Below are 18920 nucleotides of genomic sequence, written 5' to 3'. Positions count from 1 at the left end.
TTCAGGGCCGCGGCAGGGCCAGCACGATGTTGCCTTCCCAGGTGCCGCCGGCGTTGCGGGTCAGGTGCGCCTCGGCCGGCAGCGAGCGCGCGGTGGCGCGCGCCTGCGCCAGCCACTGCGCCAGCGCATCGGCCTGCGTGCCGGCGAGCGTGACCGTCACGCGGTCGCCCGAGATCAGCACGCGCGCCGTCGTGCCCAGGCGCTGGCGCACGGACAGCTCCAGTTGGCGCACGGCCTCGTCGCGCCCGAGCTTGGGCTGCGACTGCAGCGACTGGGCCTGCGCCTGCAGGTTGGCCATGTGTTGCACCTGCAGGTCGAGCGCGCGGCGTTGTTCCTCGGCGCCGCGCAAGGTGGCCAGCGCCGGGCCGATCGCCAGCACCCACACCAGCGCGAACGCGACCACGGCCACGGCGGCCGCGACCATCGCCTTCTCGCGCGGCGCGAGCGCGGCCCAGCGCGCGCGCAGGGCTTGCACGGCGGCGTTCATGCGCCCGCCTCCGGCGTGACCACCAGCAGGTCGCCCGTGACGGCCGTGTTGTAGCCGCGCGAGCGCATCGCGGCGGCCACGTTGCGCGCTTCCTCGGGGCCGAGCCCGAGCCCGCGCACGCGCAGCTCGCCGTTGGCATAGTCGAGCGCGCCGAGGGCGCGTTGCGGCGGCAGCGATGCTGCGAGCGCCGCCAGCATGGCTTCGAGGTCGCGCCCCGACACGGCGCCGGTGGCCTGGCGCAGGGCGGCCACTTCGCGCTCCATCTGCACCGGGGCGTCGACCACCACCTTCACCTCGGGAAAGGCCTGCGTGAGCGAGCGCCGCATCGCCTCGCGTTTGCCTTCGATGGCCGAGCGCTCGCGCCAGGCGAAGGCGTTGAGCGCCACGAGGTTGAGCACGATGAGGACCAGCGCGCCCCAGCGCGCCGGCCGCCACTGCGGCGAGGCGACCACGTCGGCCCACAGTGCGCCGGCCTTCTTCAGGGTGCGGGCGCCGCCGGAACTCGACAGGTCGAACTGCGCGAGGTCCCAGTCGGACTGCGCGGCGCGCACCCAGCGCTCGGGGGACTGCTGCAGTACGGGTGGGTGCTGCAGCACCTGTTCGGCCAGCGCCGCGACGGCCGGCTCGGACACGAGCGCGGTGTCTGCGGGCAGCGATGGCAGCAGCGCCAGCGCGGCGGAGGCCAGCGGCAACGGCGTGACGCCGTCGGGCGTGACGGCCACCAGCACGGCGTCGTCGGGGTCGCCGATGGCGTACAGCGCCGGCTGCGCCTGCGGCGCGAATTCGGGGACGATGCGCGTGACGGGCCGGCCCGCGTTTTCCAGCGCCTGCAGCGCATCGCGCAGCCATTCACGCTCGCACGTGGCGACCCAGGCCGCGGATTCGGCGCGAGCCTGCGGCTGCAGCGCGAAGTGCAGCGTCTCGGGCTCGTCGAGCAGGCGCTCCTCGAGCAGGCCTTCGAGCACGGCGCGCAGGCGCGGCGAGCGCGGCCCCACGCCCTTGGGCAAATCGACCCGGTGCCACGACAGCTTGGCAATGGGCACCACTGCCACGATCTCGCTGCCGGCCTGCGCGGGCAGGGGCAGCAGTTGCGCCTGCGCACTGCCGTGCCGCGCCGCGTGCACGCCGTCGTTGGTCACGACGTACGCGAACTCGGAGCCGGGCGCGGGCGGAAGGACGACGACGAGGGCGCTCATGGAGGGGGCATTGTAGGAAGGGCGGTGCTCATCATCGCTGCCCGGCCATCGCCAGGCGCGCCATCGTCGTCGGGTCCACGGCGCCGCGCTCGCGCCGCAGCACGCTGATGCTGGGCCCTTGCGACTGCGGGGTGAGGTCGCGGCGCAACACCGAGCGCTCCTCCACGACCAGCTTGTCCAGGCGCAGGCGCGCGCGCACCTCGAAGAAATCGGAGCGGTAGGTGAGGGCGTTGTCGGGCAGCTGCTCGCCGGGGGCCAGGTGCTGCTGGATGTCGGACACCGTCTTGAAATACGCCGCCTGCCGCACCTGCACCAGGCGCTGCGCGTCGGACAGGTCGATGTCGCCGGCGGCGGCGATCACTTCGGCGGCGGCGGTGTTGGCGTTGACGGCGCGGCGCCCCGGCAGCAGCGTGACATAGGGCTCGAGCACGGCGACAGTCTGCGCGCTCAGCCCCAACCACACCAGGTCGGTCACGCGCTGCGGCCGCAGCGGCGCCTGCATCGGGCTGGGCGTCACCTGCCCCGCCGCGATCGAGAAGCGCAGGTTTTCGACCAGCTTCGTCAATTCATTCGCCGGCAGGTTGAGCAGGGCGAACAGGCGCTCGAACGCCTTCACGTCGTCGTCGCTCACCTGCCCGGTGTCGTTCACCAGGTTGTTGACGTTCATCAGCGACTGCAGGTCGACGATCTGCCCCGAAAGGAACGCGTCCATCACTTCGGGGCCGAAGTCGGTGCTGGTGTTGTTGCGGTCGGCGGCGAGGAAGCTCGACAGGCGCGCCTCCTGCAAGGGCACGGCCCAGGGCTCGCCCAGGTGGTCGGCGCCGCCGGCGCTCGCGCCGGTCTGGTCCTCGCGCAGCAGCAGCCGCGCCCAGTCGAGCGCGCCGGTGAGGATCCACGCCGACTGCACACGCGCACGCTCGGCCGTTTCCACCTCGATGCCGCGCCATTGCTGCCACAGCGCCGCCGCCGCGATGGTCGCGACGAAGGCGACGGTGAGCATCGCCATCAGCACGGCCGCGCCGGCGCTGCGCGCGCGCTTCACGACGAGGTCCTCACGTTCGTCACCTGCGGGCGCACCCAGTCGCGCGTGATCGTGCCCGCGACCGCCTGGTTGGCCGGCAGCTGCAGCACCAGGCGCACGCCGTCGGGCTGCTGCGTCGGGTTGACTGCTGCCGCACCGGACGCCGCCGTGCGCGCCACCGAGGCGATGCTGGCGGAGGTGACGTCGCTCGACTGCGGGTTGGTCCACGCGTTCTCGCGGAAGAAGAAGATCTGCCAGTCGTCCAGCGGCGTCACGGCCACTTCGCGTGCCTGGTCGTCGCTGCCCGCGTTCTGCGACCACAGGTCGGCACGCTGCCACGCCTGCTCGATGTCGCCGCGCGTGGTGACCGGCGGCGACTGCCAGCGCAGCCACATGCCCTTGTCGCCGACGATGCGGCGCGTCCACGCCACCACGAGCAGGCCGTCGGTGGGCGAGGCGGTGCTGCGGCGCGTGAGGCGGAGCACGCGGCCGTTCCACTCGATGGCCTTCAACCCGGGGATCTGCTCGATCGCGTCGAGATCGGCCGCCCATTGCGCCAGGCCGATCTGCAGCGTCAGCACGTCGTCGGCGCGCGCTTCGGTGCTGGCCTGCGCGCGCATCATGCCGTCGATGCCGCGGTAGGACATCACGGCCAGGAGCGACAGCGCGAACAGCGCCACCAGCAGCTCGACGAGCGTGAAGCCGGCGTGCGCGCGCCGCATCAGTAACGCCCCACGATGGTGGACAGGCGCAGCACGGGTGTGTTGTCGTCGACCACCTGCGCGTCGACGCGGCGGAAACTCGGGTTGGGCGTGGGTCGCACGCTCACCGCCACCGTGAACTCGCGGCCGGCCTGGTCGCACGCCACCGTCGAATCGCCGATGTCGGGCATCTGCCGCGCCAGGCGTGCTTTCACGAGTTCGTTCTCGGCGCAGATGTGCGCGAGCAGCACCGTGGACTGCCGCAGCGCGTTGTTGGCGAGCGCGCCGGTGGCCTGCAGGCCCGCGGTCAGCGCGATGGCGACGATCGCCAGCGCGACCAGCACTTCCACCAGCGTGAAGCCGCGGGCGCGCCGCATCACGACCCCGCGTCCGCCGCGCTCACGCGGAAGGGTTTCAAGCCGTCGGTGGCGATGCGCAACTGCCGCCCCGGCACCGCGCTGGAGGCGACCAGCACCTGCTGCGGGCCGATGATGGGCTCGGGGCCCAGCACCACGAGCGCGTTGCCGTTGACTTGCGTTGCGGGCGAGAGCCACTGTTCGGGCAAGGTGCCCGGCTGCGCGCCGTCGAAGCGGAAACCTCCTTCGACCACGCGCCAGCGGACCGGCACGCCGCTGGCACGCGACTGCGCGCGCGCAGCTTCGAACAGGGCCGCGAGGCGTTGCGCCTCGCGTTCGAGCTGCGTGGCGCCCGAGTCGCGCAGCGCGAAGCTCACGCCCGCGACGGCAATGGCGATGATGGCGACGACGACGAGCAGCTCGATGAGCGTGAACGCGCCGGCGCGGCGGGCGCTATTGCCAGCTGCCGATGTCCGCATTCTTGCCCTCGCCCCCCGGCTGGCCGTCGGCGCCGAAGGACATGATGTCCACTTCGCCCTTCACGCCGGGGTTGAGGTACTGGTAGGGACGGCCCCAGGGGTCGTTGGGAAGCTTCTCGAGGTAGGGCTTCCAGTTGGCGGGAACGGGTTCCGTGGTCGGCTTGGCCGTGAGCGCCTGCAGCCCCTGCTGCGTCGAGGGGTAGCGCTGGTTGTCGATCTTGTAGAACTTCAGCGCCTGGCTGATGGTGTTGATGTCCGTGCGCGCGGCGGTGACCTTGGCGTCATCCAGCTTGTCGAGCACGTTCGGGACGATCAGCGCGGCGAGCACGCCGATGATCACGACCACGACCATCATCTCGATGAGCGTGAAGCCGGCGTGCGCCGCGCGGCGCAGCGATGTGTGCAAATGATTCATGGATGGGGGGAGCCCGGAAGTCCGTTCAATGATAATTCCCCGCATGGTGAGCAATCCGGGCAACCGCTGGGCCGTGGCCGGCGCCACGTTCGTGGTGTGGGGGCTGGTCGCCGCAAGCGCGGTGTACTGGGGCATGAAGCTCAGCAGTGCGGGATCGGGCTCGCCCGTCGCGCCGATCGCGCGCAGTGCGGCGGTTCCGGACCCTGCCGCGACGGCCCGCCTGCTGGGCGCGGCGCCCGGCGCTGCCGCCGCGCCCATCGCCAGCCTGTCCAGCCGCTTCGCCCTGCAGGGCGTGGTGGCCGAGCCCGACGGCGGCGGCGCCGCGCTCATCGCAGTCGACGGCAAGCCGCCCAAGCCGTACCGCGTCGGCGCGCCCATCGACGAGAACCTGGTGCTGAAGTCAGTCGACCCGCGCCGCGCGACGCTCGCGGCGAACCTGCAGGCGCCGCCGGCCGTCACGCTCGAATTGCCGCTGAAGCGCTGATCAGCCGAACGCGAAGGCGATCGCGGCGCCCAGGTAGAACGCGATCTCGCACACCTGCTGCGTCGCGCCCAGGCAATCGCCGGTGAAGCCCTGCAGGCGCCGCACGAACAGGCGCTGCATCGCCCACCACGCCGCCGCGACCAGCAGTACGCCGAAGATCGCGAAGGCGAAGCCGCGCACCACGACGGCCAGCGCCAGCGGCGGCACGCACCACATCGCCGCGATCCACAGCTCGCGCTTGCCGATGCGGTCGGCCAGCGGCTTGCTCTTGCTCGTGCTTTCGTCGCCGATGTAGGGCAGGCGGCTCGTCACCACCAGCGGCGCGAATCGCGACACGGTGTGCGCCGCGAAGAGGGCGACGAGCACGCCGGCTGCCGACTGGCCGCCGAGCACGGCGAGCAACGCGACTTTCATCAGGAGCGCCATGGCGACCGCGACGACGCCGTAGGTGCCCAGGCGCGAGTCCTTCATGATCGCCAGCGCCTGCTCGCGCCCGGCGCTGCCGCCCAGGCCGTCGGCGACGTCGGCCAGGCCGTCCTCATGGAAGGCGCCGGTGAGCAGCAGCGTGGCGATGGTGCAGCCGATGGCGGCGACGAGCGGCACGAACACGCTGCCGTGAAGCACCACGCCGAGCAGCGCGAAGGCCATGCACGCGACCAGCGCCACGAGCCAGCCGACACCGGGGAAGTGCGCGGCGCTCGCGCGCAGCTGCTCGGGCGACCAGTCGGCCCACTGCGCGAGCGGCCCGGTCACGGGCACGCGCGTGAAGAACTGGACGGCGACGAGGTACTGGCGCAGCAGGTCCATGCGCGCGGCGCTCAGGAGCGCAGGAACAGGCGGTAGGCGGGGTTGTCCGTCTCCTCGACGTAGGGATAGCCCAGCGTCGCGAGGAAGGAATTGAAGGCCTTGGTGTCACTCTTGGGCACCTGCATGCCCACGAGGATCTTGCCGTAGTCGGCGCCCTGGTTGCGGTAATGGAAGAGCGAGATGTTCCAGGTGGGCCGCATGTGCGTGAGGAACTTCGTGAGCGCCCCCGGCCGCTCCGGGAACACGAAGCGCAAGAGGCGCTCGTCGTGCGCCAGCGGCGAGAGGCCACCCACCATGTAGCGCACGTGTTCCTTCGCGAGGTCGTCATGCGTGAGGTCCACGGTGGCGAAGCCGTGCTTGATGAAGTTGGACGCGATGCGCGCCGACTCGCCCTTGCCGTGCGTCGTAAGGCCCACGAACACGTGCGCCTGGCTGGCGTCGCTGATGCGGTAGTTGAACTCGGTGACGTTGCGCGCGCCGCCCGGCAATGCGCCGATCACCTCGAGGAAGCGGCGGAAGCTGCCGCGCTCCTCCGGCATCGTGACGGCGAAAAGCGCCTCTCGCTCCTCGCCCACTTCCGCGCGCTCGGCCACGAAGCGCAGCCGGTCGAAATTCATGTTGGCGCCGCACAGGATCGCCGCGTAGGTCTCGCCCTTGGTCTTCTTCTCGGCGACGTACTGCTTGATCGCGGCGACCGCGAGCGCGCCCGAGGGCTCGACGATGCTGCGCGTGTCGATGAAGATGTCCTTGATCGCGGCGCAGGCGGCATCGGTGTCGACCACGATGAACTCGTCGACGAGTTCGCGCGCGAGGCGGAACGTCTCTTCGCCCACCAGCTTGACGGCGGTGCCGTCGGCGAACAGGCCGACGTCGTCCAGCGTCATGCGCTTTTTCGCCGTGACCGAGCGCAGCATCGCGTCCGAGTCGTTCATCTGCACGCCGATGACCTTGATCTCGGGGCGCACGGCCTTGATGTAGCTCGCGACGCCCGAGACCAGCCCGCCGCCGCCGATCGCGACGAACACCGCGTCGAGCGGGCCCTGGTGCTGGCGCAGGATCTCCATCGCGATCGTGCCCTGGCCCGCGATCACGTCCGGGTCGTCGAACGGGTGCACGAAGGTCAGGCCCTGCGCTTCCTGCAGCTTCAGCGCGTGCTGGTAGGCGTCGGAGTAGCTGTCGCCGACCAGCACGACCTCGCCGCCGAGGCCCTTCACCGCGTCGACCTTCACCTGCGGCGTGGTCACCGGCATCACGATCACCGCGCGCACGCCCATGCGATGCGCCGACATGGCGACGCCCTGGGCATGGTTGCCGGCCGATGCGCAGATGACGCCGCGCTTGAGCTGCTCGGGCGGCAGCTGCGCCATCTTGTTGTACGCGCCGCGCAGCTTGAACGAGAACACCGCCTGCTGGTCCTCGCGCTTGAGCAGCACCTTGTTGTGCAGGCGGCGGCTGAGGTTCTTCGCGGGTTCGAGCGCCGACTCCACCGCGACGTCGTACACGCGCGCGTTCAGGATCTTCTTCAAGTAGTCGGCGGGCTGCAGGTGCTTTTTCATTAACGAGGAATGATAGGGCCCGGAAAAAAGCCCCCGGCCTTGCGGCTGGGGGCTAAATCCACCAAGGGAGGTGGAGGAGACAAACGGTGGTTATCCTGCGAGCCAGTATAGCGAGGTCTGCTGCAATGCAGCAACCGCACAGGAGAAAAGCGAAATGGAATGCACGGTGAGTTGGACGGGGGCCACGGGCGCCCGTTCGGGAATGGGTTTCCTGGCCGAGACCGGCAGCGGCCATGTCCTGGTCATGGATGGCGCGCCGGACGCGGCGCGGCCCGAAAACGGCGGCCAGAACCTGGCGCCACGGCCGATGGAGACGGTGCTGGCGGGCACGGGCGCCTGCACGGCCTACGACGTCGTGCTGATCCTCAAGCGCGGGCGCCACGACGTGCGCGCCTGCAGCGTGAAGCTCACGTCCGAGCGCGCGGCCACCGACCCCAAGGTGTTCACGAAGATCCACATGCACTTCACGGTGTCGGGCAGCGCGCCGGCCGAAGCGGTGGAGCGCGCCATCGCCCTGAGCCACGAGAAGTACTGCTCGGCGAGCGCCATGCTCGCGAAAACCGCCGAAATGACGACCAGCTTCGAGCTCGTGGCCTAGATGTAGTGCGCGGTGGTGGTCATCACCTTGGCCGCCGCGCGCATCGCGAGCTTCACTGGCGCAGGCAGCTCCAAGCCGCCGGCGTCGAGCGCCTTGGCGGCGTGGGTGGCCTCGTCTTCCTTCATCTGCACGACGATCGCGCGCGATGCGTGGTCCCCGGCGGGAAGCCGCTCGAGGTGGCTTTGCAGGTGCGACTCCACCTGGCGTTCCGTCTCCACGACGAAGCCCAGGCTCACGCGGTCGCCGAAACGCCCTGCGACGAGGCCGAGCCCGAAGGCGCCCGCATACCAGAGCGGGTTGAGCAGCGAGGGCCGCGCGCCCAGCTCCTTCAGGCGCTCCGACGTCCACGCGAGGTGGTCCGTTTCCTCGTCGGCGGCTTTCTCGAAGTGGCGGCGCAGCTGCGCGTTCGGCGTGGCCAGTGCCTGCGCGGTGTACAGCGCCTGCGCGCACACCTCGCCCACATGGTTCACGCGCATCAGGGCCGCCGCGTGGCGCTTTTCCTCGGGCGCCAGCCGCGTTTCATCCGCCGGCACGACCGGGCACGGGCGCGTGGCCCGCGGGCGCGCGAACAAGGTGCGAAGCGCGCTGTCGGCGGCGGCCAGAAGCAGGTCCATGCACCGAGTGTAAGAACCCCCGCGCCCCAGCTGTGGCGCGGCCGTGGATTCAGCGAAATGACAGCCTTGTTTTCGCCATCCGAAACCCGATCCGGGGCTGTTGCGTACCGTCCACTGAGCGGTTTTTGTTTGTTGTCCATGTGCAACGAAACACGCCCGTGAGGCCTAAATACTTTGCGCAAGAAAAGCCCCTCTGGTGCAATTAGCCCAACTTCCCAAAAGGAGGTTGGCCCGGGGATCCGGCGGGAGCACTCGATGCTGCCCATCGTTCGTGACCCCTTCTTCACCGGAGCCCTTCGTTTAACCTTGGAGAAACTTGCATGAAAAAGTCCCTCATTGCTCTGGCCGCGCTGGCTGCTACCAGCGCCGCCTTTGCCCAGTCGTCCGTGACGCTGTTCGGCGCCCTGGACGCGATGGTCTCGCGCTACAGCCAGAACGGCGTGCACAAGACGATGATGTCCACCTCGGGCAACACGTCCAGCGCCCTGGGCGTTCGTGGCGTGGAAGACCTCGGCGGCGGCATGTACGCCGGCTTCTGGCTCGAGGCCGCGATCCTGAACGACGCGGGCCTGGGCAACGGCACGGGCGGCGCGGTCGTCTTCCAGCGTCGCAGCTACCTGTCGCTGGCGGGCCCGTTCGGCCAGCTGCGCCTCGGCCGTGACTACACCCCGTCCTTCTGGAACCACACCGTGTTCGACCCGTTCGGCACGTTGGGCGCCGGCTCGGGTGCGAACGTCTCGCAAGGCGGCGGCACGAACGGCGCGGCGGGCGACAACCCGACGACCGCTGCTCGTACCAACAACGGCCTGTCGTACCTGTGGGGCATGGGCCCGAACGCCTCGTCGCACATCGGCACCGGCGTGTACGCGCAAATCACGTACGCCTTCGCCGAGAACCTGAGCACCGCCGCCGCCACGAACCGCTACCTCGGCGCGCGCGTCGGCTACGCCGCCGGCCCGTTCAACGTCGCTGGTGCCGTGTCGCGTTCGAACTCCGCCGCCGGTCCCGTGTTCAAGTACAAGAACTGGAACCTCGGTGGTTCGTACGACTTCGGCATGGCCAAGGTCATGGCCAAGATCGGCGTGAACGACTCCGACCTGGCTGGCACGAAGCACACCTACTGGTCGCTGGGCGGCACGATCCCGGTCGGCGCCGGCTACATCCCGCTGTCGTGGGGCCACATCAAGGTCAACAACGCAGCCGGCTGGAAGGCCAACCAGCTCGCCCTGGGCTACGTGCACAACCTGTCCAAGCGCACCGCCGCCTACGCGACGTACTCGCACATCTCCAACAAGAACGGTGGCAACTTCACGTTCCTGGGCGGCAACGGCGGTGGCAACCCCGGCTTCGCCGGCACGGCTGCTGCTGCGGGTTCGGGCACCGGCATCGACGTGGGTATCAAGCACTCGTTCTGATCCCGGCCGGCCGCAAGGCCGGTTTGATGAAGAAACTTGAAGGCCGCCCGAATGGGCGGCCTTTTTTATTGCCGTAAGCCCTCAGTGGGGCACCGAACTTGCTCTGCTAGCATGCCCTCTCGCCTGCGTTGCCAGACTGCATGTTCGCTTTCATCCTGCGCCGCTTGTTCCAGGCCGCGATCGTCATGGTGGCGGTGGCCTTCATCGCCTTCCTGCTGTTCCAGTACGTCGGCGACCCGGTCGTGTTCCTGCTGGGCCAGGACGCCACGCCCCAGCAGATCCGCGAGCTGCGCCGCGACCTAGGCCTCGACCAGCCCTTCTACGTCCAGTTCATGCACTTCCTCGGCAACGCGGCGCAAGGCGAGTTCGGCCTGTCGCTGCGCCAGGGCGCCAAGGTCTCGCGCCTGATCGGCGAGCGCTTTCCCGCCACGCTTGAGCTGGCGCTCGTCGCCGCCGTCATCGCGGTGGTGATCGGCATCCCGATGGGCGTGTACTCGGCGCTGCGCCGGGGGACTTTCCTGTCGCAGGTCTTCCTCACGATCTCGCTGCTGGGCGTGTCGCTGCCCACCTTCCTGATCGGCATCCTGCTGATCCTGGTGTTCGCGGTGCTGCTGGGCATCGCGCCCAGCTTCGGCCGCGGCGACGTCGTGAAGATCGGCTGGTGGTCCAGCGGGCTGCTCACGCGCGACGGCTGGGCGCACATCGTGCTGCCGGGCATCACGCTCGCGATCTTCCAGCTCACGCTGATCATGCGGCTGGTGCGCGCGGAAATGCTGGAGGTGCTGCGCACCGACTACATCAAGTTCGCGCGCGCCCGCGGCCTGACGGACCGCGCCATCCATTTCGGGCATGCGCTGAAGAACACGCTGGTGCCCGTGATGACCATCATCGGCCTGCAGCTGGGCACGCTCATCGCGTTTTCGATCATCACCGAGACGGTGTTCCAGTGGCCCGGCATGGGCCTCCTGTTCATCCAGGCGGTCACCTTCGCCGACATCCCGGTGATGGCCGCCTACCTGTGCCTGATCGCGCTGATCTTCGTGATCATCAACCTCGTCGTCGACATGCTGTATTTCGCCGTCGACCCGCGCCTGCGGGTCGAGGCGGCCAAAGGACACTGATGCTTGCCCCGCGCCTGAAGGCCAACGGCCGCGCCTTCGCCCACATCGCCCAGTTCGTGCCCGAGCTCACCGCGCTGCGCCGCGACCTGCACGCGCACCCGGAACTCGGCTTCGAGGAGGTCTACACCTCCGCGCGCGTGGTCGAGGCGCTCAAGGTCTGCGGCGTCGACGAGATCCACACCGGCATCGGCAAGACGGGCGTCGTTGCAGTGGTGCGCGGCAAGAGCACGCAAAGCGGCCGCATGATCGGCCTGCGTGCCGACATGGACGCGCTGACCATGACCGAGCAGAACGACTTCGCGTGGAAGTCGACCAAGAGCGGCATGATGCACGGCTGCGGCCACGACGGCCACACGGCGATGCTGGTGGGCGCCGCGCGCTACCTCGCCGAGACGCGCAACTTCGACGGCACCGCGGTGCTCGTCTTCCAGCCCGGCGAGGAAGGCTTCGCCGGCGCGAAGGCCATGGTCGACGACGGCCTGTTCGACCGCTGGCCGGTCGAGGCGATCTTCGCCATGCACAACTGGCCCTCGATGAAGCCCGGCACCATCGGCATCAACATGGGGGCCATGATGGCCGCGGCCGACCGCGTGACCATCGAGGTGACCGGCAAGGGCGGGCACGGCGCGCATCCCTACCTTGCGGTCGATCCCGTGCTCGTGTGCGCGCACATCATCACCGCCGCGCAGAGCATCGTCTCGCGCAACATCCGCCCCATCGACAGCGCCGTGGTGAGCCTGTGCGCGATCAACGCCGGCGACGTGCACGCGATGAGCGTGATCCCTGGCAGCGCCACCATCGTGGGCACCATCCGCACGTTCAAGACCGAAGTGCAGGCGCTGGTCGAAAGGCGCCTGCAGGAGATCGCGTCGGCGGTGGCGCTGGGTTTCGGCGCGACGGCCTCGGTGAGGTACGAGCGCTCGTATCCCGCCACGGTGAACACGCCGGACGAAGCGAGCTTCGCCGCCGACGTGGCCGAAAGCCTCGTGGGCCCCGAGCACGTGGACCGCGACCTCGAGCCGAGCATGGGCGCCGAGGACTTCTCGTTCATGCTGCAGAACAAGCCGGGCGCCTACCTGCGCCTGGGGCAGGGCGCGGACAACTGCTTCCTGCACAACGCCCGCTACGATTTCAACGACGATGTCCTTCCGCTTGGCTCCGCGCTCCACGCGAGCCTGGCCGAGCAGGGGATGCCGCTGGCCGCCTCATGAGGGCACACACTCGGAAGGAGAACAAGGAATGACGAAGACGAAGAACTGGCTGTACGCCATCGCCGCGGCCGCGGCGCTGGCCACGGGCGCCGCGCAGGCCGTGACCATCAAGATCGGCAACCAGGGCGATGCGCTGTCGATGGACCCGCACTCGCTCAACGAGTCGCTGCAGCTGACCGTCACCGAGAACCTGTACGAGCCGCTCGTCACGCGCGACCGCAACTACAAGCTGGCGCCGGGGCTCGCGACCTCGTGGAAGCAGACTTCGCCGACCGTGTGGCACTTCGACCTGCGCAAGGGCGTGCAATTCCACGACGGCACGCCGTTCACGGCGGACGACGTGATCTTCAGCTACGAGCGCGCCAAGGGCGAGGGCTCGGACATGAAGACCTACGTGGGCCAGATCAAGGAGATCAGGAAGCTCAACGACCACTCGATCGACATCGTCACGACGCAGCCCTTCCCGATCCTGCCGGACGTGTTCTACCGCTGGTTCATCATGAGCAAGAAGTGGTGCGAGCAGAACCAGGCGACGCGCCCGGTGGACCGCCGCCGCGGCATCGAGAACGCGGCGTCGTTCCGCGCCAACGGCACGGGCCCGTTCCGCCTGCGCGAGCGCCAGCCCAACGTGCGCACGACCTTCGTGCGCAACGGCAACTACTGGGGCAAGATCGACGGCAACGTCGACGAGGTGATCTTCAACGTCATCGGCAACGACGCCACGCGCGTGGCGGCGCTCATCTCCGGCGAGATCGACTTCATGGAGCCGGTGCCCGTGCAGGACATCGACCGCATCAAGGCCGCGTCCAACCTGAAGGTGCTGCAGGGCCCCGAGTTGCGCGTGATCTTCCTGGGCATGGACCAGAAGCGCGACGAACTGCTCTTCTCCAGCGTCAAGGGCAAGAACCCCTTCAAGGACAAGCGCGTGCGCCAGGCCTTCTACCAGGCCATCGACGTCGAGGGCATCAAGCGCACCGTGATGCGCGGCGCCTCCAACCCCATCGCCGAGATGTGGCCGCAGCAGGTCAACGGCTTCGCGCCCGACTTGAACAAGCGCCTGCCCTTCGACCCCGAGGCGTCGAAGAAACTGCTCGCCGACGCCGGCTACCCGCAAGGCTTCGAGGTGACGATGAACTGCCCCAACGACCGCTACGTCAACGACGCCGCGATCTGCCAGGCGGTGTCCGCCAACCTGGCGCGCGTGGGCGTGAAGGTGAACCTGCAGGCCGAGACCAAGGGCACGTACTTCCCGAAGATCCTGCGCCGCGACACCAGCTTCTACATGCTCGGCTGGACCTCCAGCACGGTCGACGCGCACAACGTGCTGTACTCGATCATGTCGAGCCCCGGTGACGGCGGCCGCGGCCAGTTCAACCTGGGCGCCTACAGCAACGCCAAGCTCGACGAGCTCACCGACAAGGTCGCCTCCGAAACCGACGTGAAGAAGCGCGGCGAGATGATCCACGAGGCCGTCAAGCTGCACCTGGACGACATCGGCCACATCCCGCTGCACCAGCAGTACCTGAACTGGGCGATGAAGAAGAACGTCGAGGTCGTGCAGCACCCGGGCAACGAGATGCCCTGGAAGTTCGTCACCGTCAAGTGACCGCGGCCTCCCACCCCGGCCTGCTCGCGCGGGCCTGGCACAGCGACATCGGCTACAGCTTCCGCACGTCGCCCGTGGCGGTGACGGCGGCGGTGATCGCCTTCGCCTGCATCTTCTGCGCGGTGTTCGCCAACTGGGTGGCGCCGCACAAGCCCTTCGAGCTGGCGACGCTGGAGCTGGGCGACGCCTTCCTGCCGCCGCGCTGGGCCGAGGGCGGCAACCCCAAGTACTTCCTGGGCACCGACGACCAGGGCCGCGACATCTTCTCGGCGCTGATGTTCGGCGCCCGCATCTCGCTGATGGTGGGCTTCGCGTCGGTGGTGTTCTCGATGCTGATCGGCGTCAGCCTGGGGCTGCTGTCGGGCTTCGTCGGCGGGCGCATCGACGCTTTCATCATGCGCGTCTGCGACGTCGTGCTGTCGTTCCCGGCGATCCTGGTCGCGCTGCTGATCGCGGGGGTGGGGCGGGCGATGTTCCCCAACGCCAACGAAGCGGTCGTGTTCGGAACGCTGGTGCTGTCGATCTCGCTGGCGGGCGGCAGTGGCTTCGTGCAGTACGCGCGCACGGTGCGCGGCTCCACGCTGGTGGAGCGCAACCGCGAGTACGTGCAGGCCGCGCGCGTCACCGGCGTGTCGAACCTGCGGATCATGCGGCGCCACGTGCTGCCCAACATCCTGGGGCCGGTGATGGTGCTCGCGACCATCCAGGTCGCCACGGCGATCATCACCGAGGCGACGCTGTCCTTCCTGGGCGTGGGCGTGCCGCCCAACTCGCCGTCGCTGGGCACGCTGATCCAGGTGGGCAACAAGTTCCTGTTCTCGGGCAACTGGTGGATCACCGTGTTCCCGGGCGCGGCGCTGGTGCTGATCGCGCTGTCGGTCAACCTGCTGGGCGACTGGCTGCGTGACGCCTTGAACCCCCGGTTGCGCTGATGACCCTGCTGCAAGTCAAGAACCTCGTCGTCGAGTTCCCGCACCGCCGCGGCACGCTCCGCGCGCTGGACGACATCAGCTTCGACATCGCGCCGGGCGAGATCCTCGGCGTGGTCGGCGAATCGGGCGCGGGCAAGTCGCTCACGGGCGCGTCCATCATCGGCCTGCTGGAACCGCCGGGGCGCGTCGCCTCCGGCCAGGTGATCCTCGAGGGTCAGCGCATCGACCAGTTGCCGAACGACCAGATGCGCCACATCCGCGGGCGCAAGATCGGCGCGATCTTCCAGGACCCGCTGACGTCGCTGAACCCGCTCTACACGATCGGGCGGCAGCTGACGGAGACCATCCTCGCGCACCTGCCCGTCGGCGGCGACGAGGCGCGCCGCCGCGCCATCGCGCTGCTGGAAGACACCGGCATCCCCGCGGCCAAGGAGCGCATCGACCACTACCCGCACCAGTTCTCCGGCGGCATGCGCCAGCGCGTGGTGATCGCGCTGGCCCTCGCGGCCGAACCGAAGCTGATCGTGGCCGACGAGCCGACCACGGCGCTGGACGTCTCGATCCAGGCGCAGATCATTTCGCTGCTGAAGAAGGTGTGCAAGGACCGCGGCGCGGCCGTCATGCTGATCACGCACGACATGGGCGTGATCGCCGAGACCTGCGACCGCGTCGCCGTGATGTACGCGGGCCGCATCGCCGAGATCGGCCCGGTGCACGAGGTGATCAACCAGCCGGCGCATCCGTACACCATGGGCCTCATGGCGGCGATCCCCGACATCACGGTGGACCGCGAGCGCCTGAACCAGATCGACGGCGCGATGCCGCGGCTCAACGCGATCCCCACCGGCTGCGCCTACAACCCGCGCTGCCCGCGCGCGTTCGACCGCTGCCGCATCGAGCGGCCCGACCTGCTCGCCGCCGGCGCCACGCGTGCGGCCTGCTGGCTGCACGACGCCACGGCGGGTGTGACGGCATGAGCCAGCCCCTCGTGCAAGTGCGCGACATCGCGCGCACCTTCGACGTCTCGCCGCCGCTGCTCAACCGGCTCATCGAGGGCAAGGGGCGTTTGCTGCTGCATGCCGTGGACGGCGTGAGCTTCGACATCGCCAAGGGCCAGACGCTCGCGCTCGTGGGCGAATCGGGCTGCGGCAAGAGCACGGTGGCCAAGCTGCTGGTGGGCCTGTACGAGCCCTCGCGCGGTTCGGTGAGCTTCGACGGCCAGGACGCCCATGCGGCCTATCGCTCGGGCAGTCGCGAGATCCGCCGGCGCATCCAGATGATCTTCCAGGACCCGTATGCCAGCCTCAACCCGCGCTGGACGGTGGAGGACATCGTCGGCGAGCCGCTCAAGGAGCACGGCCTGCTCACCGAAGGCCCGCAGCTGGAGGCGCGCGTCGGCGAACTGCTCGCCTCCGTCGGCCTGGCGGCGCCCGACATGGACAAGTACCCGCACCAGTTCTCCGGCGGGCAGCGCCAGCGCATCTCCATCGCGCGCGCGCTGGCGACCGAGCCCGAGTTCCTCGTGTGCGACGAGCCGACCTCGGCGCTGGACGTCTCGGTGCAGGCGCAGGTGCTGAACATCATGAAGGACCTGCAGCGGGCGCGCGGCCTCACCTACCTGTTCATCTCGCACAACCTCGCCGTGGTGCGCCACGTGAGCGACACGGTCGGCGTGATGTACCTGGGGCGCATCGTCGAGCTCGCGGGCAAGCACCACCTGTTCGGCAACCCGCAGCACCCGTACACGAAGATGCTGCTGGAGGCGATCCCCAAGATGCACGCCACCGGCAAGTCGCGCACGCCGGTGCAGGGCGAGGTGCCCAACCCGCTCAACCCGCCCAGCGGCTGCGCGTTCAACCCGCGCTGTCCGCATGCCAACGAACGCTGCCGCGTCGAGCGTCCCGCGCTGCTGGAGCTGCGCGGCATCCGCGTGGCCTGCCATGCGGTCGAGGAGGGCCGCATCTGATGGACCTGCTGCTGCGCAAGGGCGAGCTGCGCGACGCCGACACCATCGCGCGTTTCAATGCGCAGATGGCCTTCGAGACCGAGGGCAAGGAACTCATCCCCGAGGTGATCGGCGCCGGAGTGCGGCGGCTGCTTGAATCCCCGTCGCTCGGCTTCTACATCGTGGCGGAGCACGAAGGCCGCGTCGTCGCCTGCCTATTGATCACCAACGAGTGGAGCGACTGGCGCAACGGCCTGTTCTGGTGGATCCAGAGCGTGTACGTCGAGCAGCCCTTCCGCCGCCAGGGCGTGTACCGGCGGATGTACGAGCACGTGCGCGAGCTGTCCAAGGCCGACGCGGGCGTGTGCGGCTTTCGCCTGTACATGGAGAAGGACAACGCGGTGGCGCACGCCACTTACACCTCGCTCGGCATGGCGCCCACCGACTACCTGCTGTACGAGGAACTCAAGCCGGGCGTGAAGTTCCTCAAGGACTGAGGCGCTAGCACTCCTCCAGCCAGCAGTTGCCGTCGCGCGCAATCATGGCGCTCGATGCACTCGGCCCCCAAGTGCCCGCCGCGTAAGGGCGCGGCCCCTCCGCCTCGTTGCGCCAGTGCTCGAGGATCGGCTCGACCCAGCGCCATGCCTCCTCCTGCTCGTCGGCGCGCACGAACAGGTTCAGGCGCCCCTCGATCACGTCGAGCAACAGGCGCTCGTACGCGCCCACGCGCTCGGAGCCGAAGCGCTTGTCGAAGTCCAGGTCCAGGTGCACGGGCGTGAGTTGCTGCTGCACGCGGCCGGCCTGCTTGCCGTCCTGCGCCTGCGCCAGCAGGTGCAGCTCCAGGCCGTCCTTGGGCTGCAGGTGGATGACGAGCCGGTTGGCGCCGTTGCCGGGCGAACGGTAGATGGCATGCGGCGCCGGGCGGAACGACACGACGATGCGCGCATCGCGCCCCGCCAGGCGCTTGCCGGTGCGGATGTAGAAGGGCACGCCGGCCCAGCGCCAGTTGGCGATCTCGGCGCGCAGGGCGACGAAGGTCTCCGTCGTGCTGTCCGGCCTGACGCCCGGCTCCTCGGTGTAAGCGGGCACCGACTCGCCGTGTACCGTGCCCGGCCCGTACTGCCCGCGCACCACGTGCTGCGACAGCGCCTGCGGCGTCCACGCCTTCATCGAGCGCAGCACCTTGAGCTTCTCGTCGCGGATGGCGTCGGCGTGGGCGTTGATCGGCGGCTCCATCGCCAGCGCGCACAGCAGCTGCAGCGCGTGGTTCTGCACCATGTCGCGCAATGCGCCGGTGCTGTCGTAGAACGCACCGCGCTTTTCCACGCCCAGGTCCTCGGCGATGGAGATCTGGATGTTGGCGATGGTCTCGCGCCGCCACAGCGGCTCGAACAGGGCGTTGCCGAAGCGCAGCGCGAACAGGTTCTGAACCGAGGGCTTGCCCAGGTAGTGGTCGATGCGGAAGATCTGCCGCTCCTGTAGCACGCGCCGCACGGTCTCGTTGATGGCGCGGTTGGACTGCAGGTCGTGGCCCAGCGGCTTTTCCAGCACCAGGCGCGTGTTCGGCGTGTTCAGGCCCGCGGCTGCCAGCTGCTCCACCGTGCAGGCGAACAGGGACGGCGCCGTGGCCAGGTACATGACTACGACGTCGGCGCCGCGCTGCCGCAGCAGTTCGCCCAGGCGCTGGTAGTCGGCCGGCTGCGACAGGTCCATGCGCAGGAAGTGCAGCAGCTGCGCAAAGCGCTCGAACTCGCCGGCGCCCGGCCGCTTGGAGCCCTCGACCTCGTCGAAGCGCGAGCGGATCAGCTCCCGGTACTGCTCGTCGGACAGCGGGTCGCGTGCCACCCCGATGATGCGGCCGCCGGCCGGCAGGCTGCCGTGGCGAAACGCTTGGAACAGCGCGGGCATCAGCTTGCGCCAGGCCAGGTCGCCGGTGCCGCCGAAAAGGACCAGGTCGAAACTCATGGAGCTACTTT

Annotated in this window: 21 protein-coding genes; 10 read left to right on the top strand and 11 right to left on the bottom strand. The window is 69.2% G+C overall.

Going from position 1 to position 18920, the window contains the following annotated elements:
* Window position 1: 1 nt before the first annotated feature.
* The 7 genes from gspM to gspG are packed head-to-tail and all read right to left on the bottom strand — an operon-like array spanning window position 2 to window position 4655.
* The gene (gspM, locus tag WG903_RS02355) at window positions 2-487 is read right to left on the bottom strand and encodes a type II secretion system protein GspM (RefSeq protein WP_340072592.1); all 486 of its coding nucleotides are present in this window, start codon (window positions 485-487) and stop codon (window positions 2-4) included.
* Complete coding sequence (gene gspL / locus WG903_RS02350) at window positions 484-1683, bottom strand: type II secretion system protein GspL (RefSeq protein WP_340072591.1); 1200 nt, start codon at window positions 1681-1683, stop codon at window positions 484-486. Before gspL ends, gspM begins: the two co-directional genes overlap by 4 nt.
* A gap of 31 nt (window positions 1684-1714) precedes the next feature.
* Window positions 1715-2725, bottom strand: coding sequence for a type II secretion system minor pseudopilin GspK (gene gspK, locus WG903_RS02345; protein ID WP_340072590.1), 1011 nt, complete (start codon window positions 2723-2725; stop codon window positions 1715-1717).
* Window positions 2722-3426 (bottom strand): PulJ/GspJ family protein, encoded by a 705-nt coding sequence (locus tag WG903_RS02340; RefSeq protein WP_340072588.1) that lies wholly within the window; start codon window positions 3424-3426, stop codon window positions 2722-2724. The genes gspK and WG903_RS02340 overlap by 4 nt, the downstream gene beginning before the upstream one ends.
* Window positions 3426-3782: a type II secretion system minor pseudopilin GspI gene (gene gspI / locus WG903_RS02335; RefSeq protein ID WP_340072587.1), complete on the bottom strand. Its 357-nt coding sequence runs from the start codon at window positions 3780-3782 to the stop codon at window positions 3426-3428. The genes WG903_RS02340 and gspI overlap by 1 nt, the downstream gene beginning before the upstream one ends.
* Window positions 3782-4240: a prepilin-type N-terminal cleavage/methylation domain-containing protein gene (locus WG903_RS02330; RefSeq protein WP_340072586.1), complete on the bottom strand. Its 459-nt coding sequence runs from the start codon at window positions 4238-4240 to the stop codon at window positions 3782-3784. The genes gspI and WG903_RS02330 overlap by 1 nt, the downstream gene beginning before the upstream one ends.
* Window positions 4215-4655, bottom strand: coding sequence for a type II secretion system major pseudopilin GspG (gene gspG / locus WG903_RS02325; RefSeq protein WP_445263567.1), 441 nt, complete (start codon window positions 4653-4655; stop codon window positions 4215-4217). The genes WG903_RS02330 and gspG overlap by 26 nt, the downstream gene beginning before the upstream one ends.
* A gap of 43 nt (window positions 4656-4698) precedes the next feature.
* Between gspG and WG903_RS02320 the strand changes: the two genes are divergently transcribed.
* Window positions 4699-5139 (top strand): type II secretion system protein N, encoded by a 441-nt coding sequence (locus WG903_RS02320; protein ID WP_340072584.1) that lies wholly within the window; start codon window positions 4699-4701, stop codon window positions 5137-5139.
* On the opposite strand, the gene WG903_RS02315 is transcribed toward WG903_RS02320, so the two are convergent.
* Window positions 5140-5946 carry an adenosylcobinamide-GDP ribazoletransferase gene (locus tag WG903_RS02315; protein WP_340072583.1) on the bottom strand — a complete coding sequence of 269 codons (807 nt, stop codon included), beginning with the start codon at window positions 5944-5946 and terminating at the stop codon, window positions 5140-5142.
* Window positions 5947-5957: 11 nt separating this feature from the next.
* Window positions 5958-7502: a threonine ammonia-lyase, biosynthetic gene (ilvA, locus tag WG903_RS02310; protein WP_340072582.1), complete on the bottom strand. Its 1545-nt coding sequence runs from the start codon at window positions 7500-7502 to the stop codon at window positions 5958-5960.
* A gap of 154 nt (window positions 7503-7656) precedes the next feature.
* Between ilvA and WG903_RS02305 the strand changes: the two genes are divergently transcribed.
* A complete protein-coding gene (locus WG903_RS02305; protein ID WP_340072581.1) occupies window positions 7657-8100 on the top strand; it encodes an OsmC family protein in 444 nt (147 codons plus the stop codon).
* Here the strand turns inward: WG903_RS02305 and coq7 are convergent.
* Complete coding sequence (gene coq7 / locus WG903_RS02300) at window positions 8097-8714, bottom strand: 2-polyprenyl-3-methyl-6-methoxy-1,4-benzoquinone monooxygenase (protein ID WP_340072580.1); 618 nt, start codon at window positions 8712-8714, stop codon at window positions 8097-8099. The genes WG903_RS02305 and coq7 overlap by 4 nt on opposite strands.
* 320 nt (window positions 8715-9034) lie before the next feature.
* Here coq7 and WG903_RS02295 point away from each other — a divergent pair, with 320 nt between their 5' ends.
* From WG903_RS02295 to WG903_RS02260, 8 genes are all read left to right on the top strand, one after another.
* A complete protein-coding gene (locus tag WG903_RS02295) occupies window positions 9035-10129 on the top strand; it encodes a porin (RefSeq protein WP_340072579.1) in 1095 nt (364 codons plus the stop codon).
* Window positions 10130-10269: 140 nt separating this feature from the next.
* Complete coding sequence (locus tag WG903_RS02290; RefSeq protein WP_340072578.1) at window positions 10270-11250, top strand: ABC transporter permease; 981 nt, start codon at window positions 10270-10272, stop codon at window positions 11248-11250.
* Entirely contained in the window at window positions 11250-12461 is a 1212-nt protein-coding gene (locus WG903_RS02285) for a M20 aminoacylase family protein (protein ID WP_340072577.1), read from the top strand. Before WG903_RS02290 ends, WG903_RS02285 begins: the two co-directional genes overlap by 1 nt.
* 28 nt (window positions 12462-12489) lie before the next feature.
* Window positions 12490-14067: an ABC transporter substrate-binding protein gene (locus tag WG903_RS02280; protein WP_340072576.1), complete on the top strand. Its 1578-nt coding sequence runs from the start codon at window positions 12490-12492 to the stop codon at window positions 14065-14067.
* Window positions 14064-14999: an ABC transporter permease gene (locus tag WG903_RS02275; protein WP_340072575.1), complete on the top strand. Its 936-nt coding sequence runs from the start codon at window positions 14064-14066 to the stop codon at window positions 14997-14999. Before WG903_RS02280 ends, WG903_RS02275 begins: the two co-directional genes overlap by 4 nt.
* Entirely contained in the window at window positions 14999-15976 is a 978-nt protein-coding gene (locus tag WG903_RS02270; RefSeq protein ID WP_340072574.1) for an ABC transporter ATP-binding protein, read from the top strand. Before WG903_RS02275 ends, WG903_RS02270 begins: the two co-directional genes overlap by 1 nt.
* The gene (locus WG903_RS02265) at window positions 15973-16965 is read left to right on the top strand and encodes an ABC transporter ATP-binding protein (RefSeq protein ID WP_340072573.1); all 993 of its coding nucleotides are present in this window, start codon (window positions 15973-15975) and stop codon (window positions 16963-16965) included. The genes WG903_RS02270 and WG903_RS02265 overlap by 4 nt, the downstream gene beginning before the upstream one ends.
* Window positions 16965-17441: a GNAT family N-acetyltransferase gene (locus WG903_RS02260; RefSeq protein ID WP_340072572.1), complete on the top strand. Its 477-nt coding sequence runs from the start codon at window positions 16965-16967 to the stop codon at window positions 17439-17441. Before WG903_RS02265 ends, WG903_RS02260 begins: the two co-directional genes overlap by 1 nt.
* Window positions 17442-17445: 4 nt before the next feature.
* Here the strand turns inward: WG903_RS02260 and zwf are convergent, their stop codons facing one another.
* Complete coding sequence (zwf, locus tag WG903_RS02255; protein WP_340072571.1) at window positions 17446-18909, bottom strand: glucose-6-phosphate dehydrogenase; 1464 nt, start codon at window positions 18907-18909, stop codon at window positions 17446-17448.
* Window positions 18910-18920 lie beyond the last annotated feature (11 nt).

The sequence above is a fragment of the Ramlibacter sp. PS4R-6 genome, from assembly GCF_037572775.1.
Lineage (GTDB): Bacteria > Pseudomonadota > Gammaproteobacteria > Burkholderiales > Burkholderiaceae_C > Ramlibacter.
This window is presented reverse-complemented; position numbering and strand designations above follow the sequence as displayed.